The following is a 237-nucleotide window of genomic DNA, read 5'->3' on the forward strand; positions in this document are numbered from 1 at the left end:
AGCAATGGGAAAGACCCACCGCGGGTGGGCGCAAATAGCTGCCGCTGCGACGGCCGCGAAGATCGCGGAACTCCTCACGCGGACGCGAGACGAGCTCCGTGCCGTCTTCGCGCAGGAGCGCTACGCGCTCTCCGGCGACGAACTCGACGACGTGCTGGACGTCGTCGTAAAATACGCCTGACGGCGGCAGGGTTCACGTCCCGTCGGCCGACCTTTTAAGACCGCCCTCGACGTATC

The 237-nt window shown here is 65.8% G+C and carries 1 protein-coding gene; it reads left to right on the top strand.

Translation table 11 applies throughout. The features are described from left to right. Nucleotides 1-181 (top strand): hypothetical protein (locus tag HKX41_13445; protein NNC25139.1); only part of this gene is annotated, 181 nt, incomplete at its 5' end. Nucleotides 182-237 lie beyond the last annotated feature (56 nt).

This window comes from Salifodinibacter halophilus (genome assembly GCA_012999515.1).
Classification (GTDB): Bacteria; Pseudomonadota; Gammaproteobacteria; order Nevskiales; family Salinisphaeraceae; genus Salifodinibacter; species Salifodinibacter halophilus.